This window comes from Caulobacter endophyticus (assembly GCF_029543245.1).
In the GTDB taxonomy this organism is placed as follows: Bacteria; Pseudomonadota; Alphaproteobacteria; order Caulobacterales; family Caulobacteraceae; genus Caulobacter; species Caulobacter endophyticus_A.
Genome location: NZ_JARQWV010000011.1, coordinates 159,294 through 165,533, shown reverse-complemented (window position 1 = coordinate 165,533; position 6,240 = coordinate 159,294). Strand labels below are relative to the sequence as shown.

The window sequence follows — 6,240 nt, the reverse complement described above, 5'->3', positions numbered from 1 at the left end:
AGCCCTCCCCATGGCGGGGACGGGTTTGATTATGCGGGCGGTTTGAGCGCGTCTGATTGAATTGGATGAGAAAGTTGCAAGGGGTTGGATTGGTTGGGTTCTTTGATGAATTCGCCGTGGATGGACGCTGCTCTATCCCCGTCCGGGCCGCAAAACGCCCCCCTTCCCCCTTGATGGGGGAAGGGCCGGGGTTGGGGGTGGTTGCGGCGTTTAGGCTTGAAACGACGGTGCGGGTTGAACCGCAGCATCACCCCCATCCCAACCCTTCCCCCATCAAGGGGGAAGGGCTTTGGGGAGCGTCGCCTTCAAGGCTGGCTGGGAGCCGCACCGATACCGCCCAGCACGCGCTGGGCCTGTGCGATCAGCGCCCGCCGACGCTCGGCGGCCTGCGCGTGCTGGCGTTCGACCTCGACCAGGTCGGCGGCGCAGTGGGGGCATTCGGTTTCGTGGGGCCAGACATACTGGTCGCAGGAGCGGCAGACCTTGAGCCGGGGCGGCAGAGCGCCGCCGGCGGCGGTGCGCTGGCGATGGGCCACGTGGACCGCGGCCGGGTTGCGGACGGGCAGGGGGATGGTCTGGGCGCCGGGTATGGCTTCGCGCACCAGGGCGAACTCGCCGATGGCGAAGCTGGCGGCCGGGGCGTCCTTGATCTTGGTCACCCGCTCGCGCCAGCCGTGGCGGGCCAGGTCGAGCACCCGGTGGTGGCAGTAGGGATTGTTGCCGCGCTTGCCCAGCAGCGACTCCGAGGTCCAGGTGCAGCCGGCCCGGCAGACGTCGGCATAGTAGCAGGTGCGGCAGTAGTCGTAGAGCTCCTCGACGTCGCGCACGCGTCCGAAGGCGATCTTTTCGCTGTTGCGCCAGATGTCGGCGATGCTCATCTCGCGCACGTTGCCTGCGGCGTAGAGCGAGGTGGCCAGTGACGGGCAGCCCTTGATCGTGCCGTCGGCCTCGATGCCGATGCCGCCCTGGCCGGCCGCGCAGCCGTTCCAGTGGTCGGCCTCGTCGCCCAGGCCCCGCCACATCCGCTCGTAGGGTCCGAAATAGCCGACATTATTGCCGACGATCATCAGGAGGCCGCGTTCCTGGCCCTCGCGATAGAGGCGGGCCAGCAGCGGCATGACCTCGAGCAACTGGTAGGGCTGGAGCAGGAGGTCGGGATTGTCGACGGCGTTGCCCATGGCCACGGTCAGCTGGATCTGCCAGTGCGTGGCGCCGGCCTCGATGATCCGCTCCATCAGCTGCGGCAGGTGGGCGGCGGTCTCGGCGCCGATCTGGGTGTTGACCGAGACGGCCATGCCGCGGGCCTTGGCCCGCTTAAGGGCGCTGATCGCCTGGTCGTAGGAGCCCGGCACGCCGCGCACGCGGTCGTGCAGGTCGGGCAGGCCGTCGATCGACACGCCGATGCCCTGCAGCCCGGCCTCGGCCGCCTCGTCCAGGCGCTTGTCGGTGAGGTTGCGGGCGCCGGTCTGGACGGCGGTGCGGATGCCGTGGGCGCGGCTCCTGCGGATCAGCTCGATCCAGTCGCGGCGCAGATAGGCCTCGCCGCCGATCAGGGTCAGCTCTCGCGTGCCCAGGGCGGCCAGGTGGTCGATCAGCTCCAGCGCCTCGGCCGGGTTCAGTTCGTCGGGACGGGGGCGGCCGGCGCGCGAGCCGCAGTGCTGGCACTTGAGATTGCAGGCGAGGGTGACCTCCCAGACCACGTGGACGGGGGTCAGCTGTTCGTAGTCCTCGTCCGTGCGGAAGCGGACGGACTTGCCTTCCGGCGTGGTCCGAACGGTGGGCGGCAAGGTGTCGGTCATGCGCGCTCTTTCCTCGAAACGCCATGGCCTGGCCCCCAAACGCGACGGGCAGGCCCCGAAACGCGATGGGCGGGCGACGTCGCCGGCGAGGCGGCGTCGCCCGCGCCTGGCTAGCTCTTGCCGCCTTGCAGCTTGGCGATCTCGACCTTGAGCAGCGCCAGCAGGGTGGGGATATCGCCGTACTCGTCCAGGTGGGCCTGGGCGGCGGCTTCGGCTTCCTTCAGGCGCGAGAGATCGCCCGAGGCGATGGCGTCGGTCACGGCGACGCCGTAGGGCTTGATGTTCATGGCCGGTCAGCCCCCGAGCTTGGCGATTTCGATTTTCAGGGCGGCCAGCAGCGTCGGGATGTCGCCGTACTGCCGGACGTGTTCCTCGGCCTCGGCGGCCAGTTTCTTCAGCTGTTCGAGATCGCCGGCGGCGACGGCGTCGGTGATGGTGACGGCATAGAGCGGTCGGAACGACGACATGGCGTTTTCTCCCCACGGGCGCGCCGACGGCTCCGCCGGTCGCGCGGTTGCGTGCTCGGCGCGGGTGGCGCGCCGATGGTCGTTAAGCTGACGGGCACTTGAAGCTGACGGGTACTGGCGGGGAGCGATGCGCGGCTTGGGCCGCGTCTCATGCGGCGCGAGGCCGACCCCCAGCACGTCGAGGGTCGGTCACACGGAGCGCCTTGTCAATTCAGGATTGTATTGATGAATCGAGTAACTTTGAGTGTTTTTACACAGCCGGACCGGTGGCGACCGGCGCGTCGTCGCGGCCGCCCCATTCGGTCCACGAGCCGTCGTAGACGGCGGCCCGCGGCTTGCCCAGGCGATGCAGGGCCAGCGACACCACCGAGGCGGTGATGCCTGAGCCGCAGGTCGTGGCGATCGGCTTTTCGATGTCGACCCCGGCCTCGGCGAACACGGTCTTCAGCTGGTCGGCGGGCAGCATGGCGCCGTCGGGACCCAGCAGGGCCGAAAGCGGGACGTTGCGCGAGCCGGGAATGTGGCCGCTGGCCAGGCCCGCGCGGGGCTCGGGGACCTCGCCGTTGAAGCGGCCGGCGGCGCGGGCGTCGATCACCTGTTCGCGGCCGGTCTCCAGGTTCTTCTTCATCTGGTCGAAGCTGCGGACGAGGTCGGCCTGCAGGCGCGGGGTGAAGTGGCGCTCCTGCGGGGCGGCGGGGCCGTCCTCGAGCGGGCGGCCTTCGGCGATCCACTTGGGCAGGCCGCCGTCCAGCACCACGACGTCCTCGTGGCCCATGACGCGGAAGTTCCACCACACGCGGGCGGCGGGCAGGATGCTGGTGCTGTCGTAGATGACGATGCGCGAGCCGTCGCCGAGGCCGAGCTTGCGCACTCGCGAGGCGAACTTGACGCCGCTGGCCAGCATGTGGGGCAGGGGCGAGGCCTCGTCGGAGATCTCGTCGATGTCGAAGAACACGGCGCCAGGGATGTGGCCGGCCTCGAACTCTGCCTTCGGGTCGCGCGGCGTGCCGGGCATGAACCACGAGGCGTCGACGATGCGCACGTCCGGGGCGTCGAGGTGGTCGGCCAGCCAGGCGGTCGAGACGAGGGGATCGGCGTGGGTCATGGCTGGCTTCTCACAGGCATACGAACTGAGGGCGGCAACTTCACGTGCGCCGCCCGAGCGCGCAAGCGCCGAAAACCTCGCCCTTCGACAAGCTCAGGGTGAGGTTTTCTAATGCTGGACCTTCAGCTTGTTCCTCATCCTGAGCCTGTCGAAGGACGAGGAACACGCACTGCCTCAAAGCCAGGGCGGCGTCGGCAGGCCCTTTTCGGCCAGGAAGGCGGGGTTGAAGAGCTTGCTCTGGTAGCGCGAGCCGTGGTCGCAGAGGATGGTCACGATGGTGTGGCCGGGGCCCAGGTCGCGGCCCAGGCGTACCGCGCCGGCGACGTTGATGCCGGTGGAGCCGCCCAGGCACAGGCCCTCGTGCTGCACCAGGTCGAAGATCTGCTGCATCATCTCCTCGTCGGAGACGCGGTAGGGGTGGTCGATGGCCAGGCCCTCGAGGTTGGCGGTGATCCGGCCCTGGCCGATGCCCTCGCTGATCGAATTGCCTTCGGCCTTCAGTTCGCCGGCGGCGTACCAGTTGTAGAGCGACGCGCCGCCCGGGTCGGCCAGGCCGATCTTCACGTCCGGCTTGCGCTCGCGCAGGGCCTGGGCCACGCCCGCCAGGGTGCCGCCCGAGCCGACCGCGCAGATGAAGCCGTCGACCTTGCCGCCGGTCTGTTCCCAGATCTCCGGGCCGGTCGTGTCGTAGTGGGCCTGGCGATTGGCGACGTTGTCGAACTGGTTGGCCCAGATCGCGCCGTTGGGCTCGGTCCTGGCCAGTTCCTCGGCCAGGCGGCCGGAGTAGCGGACATAGTTGTCGGGGTTGGAGTAGGGGACGGCGTCGACTTCCACGAGCTCGGCGCCGAGCAGTCGGATGGCGTCCTTCTTCTCCTGGCTCTGGGTGCGCGGGATGACGATGGTGGTCTTGTAGCCCAGGGCCGAGGCGACCATGGCCAGGCCGATGCCGGTGTTGCCGGCCGTGCCCTCGACCACCCGGCCGCCCGGACGCAGCAATCCTCGCGCTTCCGCATCGCGGATGATGCTGAGCGCGGCGCGGTCCTTGACCGACTGGCCGGGGTTCATGAACTCGGCCTTGCCCAGGATCTCGCAGCCGGTGGCCTCGCTGGCGCGGTTGAGGCGGATCAGCGGGGTGTTGCCGATGGCGTCGAGAACGTTGGCGGTGACGGGCATGGTCGAAAATCTGCGGCTTCGCGCGAAGAGGCGCCGTTGGAGGCAACGGTAGATCGCGATGCGGCCGCCCGGATCAACCGAGTTTTCCTGAAAGCGGCGGACGGCGGGTCAGGCTTAGTGGGCGGTGGGCTCGGTCTGGATCACGTTCAGCAGGGCCAGGCCGCCGGCCGCGGCGGTGGCCGCGCACCATGCGCCGCAAAGGCCGTCTATGCCGACGAGGCTGTTCTCGACCGCGTCGGCCATGATGCCCTCGGCCACCAGGGACGACGGCTCGCCCAAGAGCTGGTTGTCGTGCAACTCGCGGCACCAGGCGCCGACCGCCTCGACAGGCGTTTCGGCGTCGAACTGCGAAAGGTAGGTGCCGCCGTGATAGTCGAGGACCAGGGTGAAGAGCGACACGCTTGATCCTCCTCTAGCTGCGCGCCAGGCCAAGCTGGACGACATTGGTGCGTTCGGTGCGGAAGCCGGCCTCGCAGTAGCTGAGATAAAAGTGCCAGAGCCGGCGGAAGCGCTCGTCGAAGCCCAGCGGGCGGATCTGGTCCCAGGCCGCTTCGAACCGCCTGGCCCATTCGGCCAGGGTGTCGGCATAGTCCTGGCCAAAGCGCCGCACGCCGTCCCAGGACAGGCCCGCCTTGTCGGTCTCCTGCCGCAGCCGCGTCTCGCTGGGCAGCATGCCGCCCGGGAAGATATAGCGCTGGATGAAGTCGGTATGCCGGCGATAGCTGTCGAACAGCTCGTCCTTGATGGTGATGATCTGCAGGCCGGCGCGGCCGCCAGGCGTCAGCACGTCGTGGATCTTGCCGAAATAGGTGGGCCAGTACTCCTCGCCGACGGCCTCGAACATTTCGATGGAGGCGACGCCGTCGAACTGGCCCTGCACGTCGCGATAGTCGATCAGGCGGATGTCGGCCTTCTCGGCCAGGCCCTGGTCGAACAGCCGTTTCCTGGCGAAATCGTGCTGGGCCGGCGAGATGGTGATGCCGGTGACCCTGGCCCCGACCTCCCTGGCCGCATACTCGGCGAAGCCGCCCCAGCCGCAGCCGATCTCCAGCACGTGCTTGCCCGGCGCAAGGCCGATGGACTGGGCCAGGGCCTCGTACTTGCGGGTCTGGGCCGCATCGAGCGAGGCGGCGGCGTCCTTGTCGTAGAGGGCCGACGAATAGGTCATCGTCCGGTCCAGCCACTGGGAATAGAAGGCGTTGCCCAGGTCGTAGTGGGCGTGGATGTTGCGCTTGGAGCCGCTGCGGTCGTTGCGGTTCATCCAGTGGAAGATGACGTTGATCAGGTGCATGACGGGATTGCCCCGCACCAGCGCCGCCAGCTTGTCGAAGTTCAGCGCAAAGGCTGTGAGCACCGCCGACAGGTCGGGCGTGTCCCACTCGCCGGCCATGAAGCCCTCGGCGAAGCCGATGTCGCCCGAGGCGAAGGCCCGGCGGATGAAGCGGTAGTCGCGGATGCGGACCACCGCGTCGGGACCCGGCGTCTTGCCATCGATGCGCAGGGGCTTACCCGAGGGCAGGACGAAGGTCAGGGATCCGATCGCCCAGTTCTCGACGGCGATGCGCAGCGCCGTGCGGAAGGCCGGCGGCGCGGCGCGGAGGTCTTCGTCACGCCACGAGGCGGGCAAGGTGTCGGTCATCAGCGCTCCCAATCCCTTGAATGGGACAAGTAAGACCCCCGAAAGCCGAACTGTAAA

General features: G+C 68.6%; 7 protein-coding genes. All 7 read right to left on the bottom strand.

The window, feature by feature from the left end:
* Window positions 1–305 precede the first annotated feature (305 nt).
* The 7 genes from P7A99_RS12740 to P7A99_RS12710 all read right to left on the bottom strand — a co-directional run bounded on the left by P7A99_RS12740 (window position 306) and on the right by P7A99_RS12710 (window position 6,183).
* Window positions 306–1,799 carry a GDL motif peptide-associated radical SAM/SPASM maturase gene (locus P7A99_RS12740; RefSeq protein WP_277794210.1) on the bottom strand — a complete coding sequence of 498 codons (1,494 nt, stop codon included), beginning with the start codon at window positions 1,797–1,799 and terminating at the stop codon, window positions 306–308.
* 110 nt (window positions 1,800–1,909) lie between these two features.
* Window positions 1,910–2,086 (bottom strand): DUF1843 domain-containing protein, encoded by a 177-nt coding sequence (locus tag P7A99_RS12735; RefSeq protein WP_277794209.1) that lies wholly within the window; start codon window positions 2,084–2,086, stop codon window positions 1,910–1,912.
* A 6-nt stretch (window positions 2,087–2,092) separates the two neighbouring features.
* Window positions 2,093–2,266, bottom strand: coding sequence for a DUF1843 domain-containing protein (locus P7A99_RS12730; protein ID WP_277794208.1), 174 nt, complete (start codon window positions 2,264–2,266; stop codon window positions 2,093–2,095).
* 250 nt (window positions 2,267–2,516) lie between these two features.
* Window positions 2,517–3,371, bottom strand: coding sequence for a 3-mercaptopyruvate sulfurtransferase (gene sseA / locus P7A99_RS12725; RefSeq protein ID WP_277794207.1), 855 nt, complete (start codon window positions 3,369–3,371; stop codon window positions 2,517–2,519).
* Window positions 3,372–3,545: 174 nt separating this feature from the next.
* Window positions 3,546–4,544, bottom strand: a complete 999-nt coding sequence (locus P7A99_RS12720; protein ID WP_277794206.1) for a cysteine synthase A — start codon at window positions 4,542–4,544, stop codon at window positions 3,546–3,548.
* 114 nt (window positions 4,545–4,658) lie between these two features.
* Window positions 4,659–4,943, bottom strand: coding sequence for a hypothetical protein (locus P7A99_RS12715; protein ID WP_058348305.1), 285 nt, complete (start codon window positions 4,941–4,943; stop codon window positions 4,659–4,661).
* A 13-nt stretch (window positions 4,944–4,956) separates the two neighbouring features.
* Window positions 4,957–6,183: an SAM-dependent methyltransferase gene (locus tag P7A99_RS12710; protein ID WP_277794205.1), complete on the bottom strand. Its 1,227-nt coding sequence runs from the start codon at window positions 6,181–6,183 to the stop codon at window positions 4,957–4,959.
* Between the last annotated feature and the right edge of the window lie 57 nt (window positions 6,184–6,240).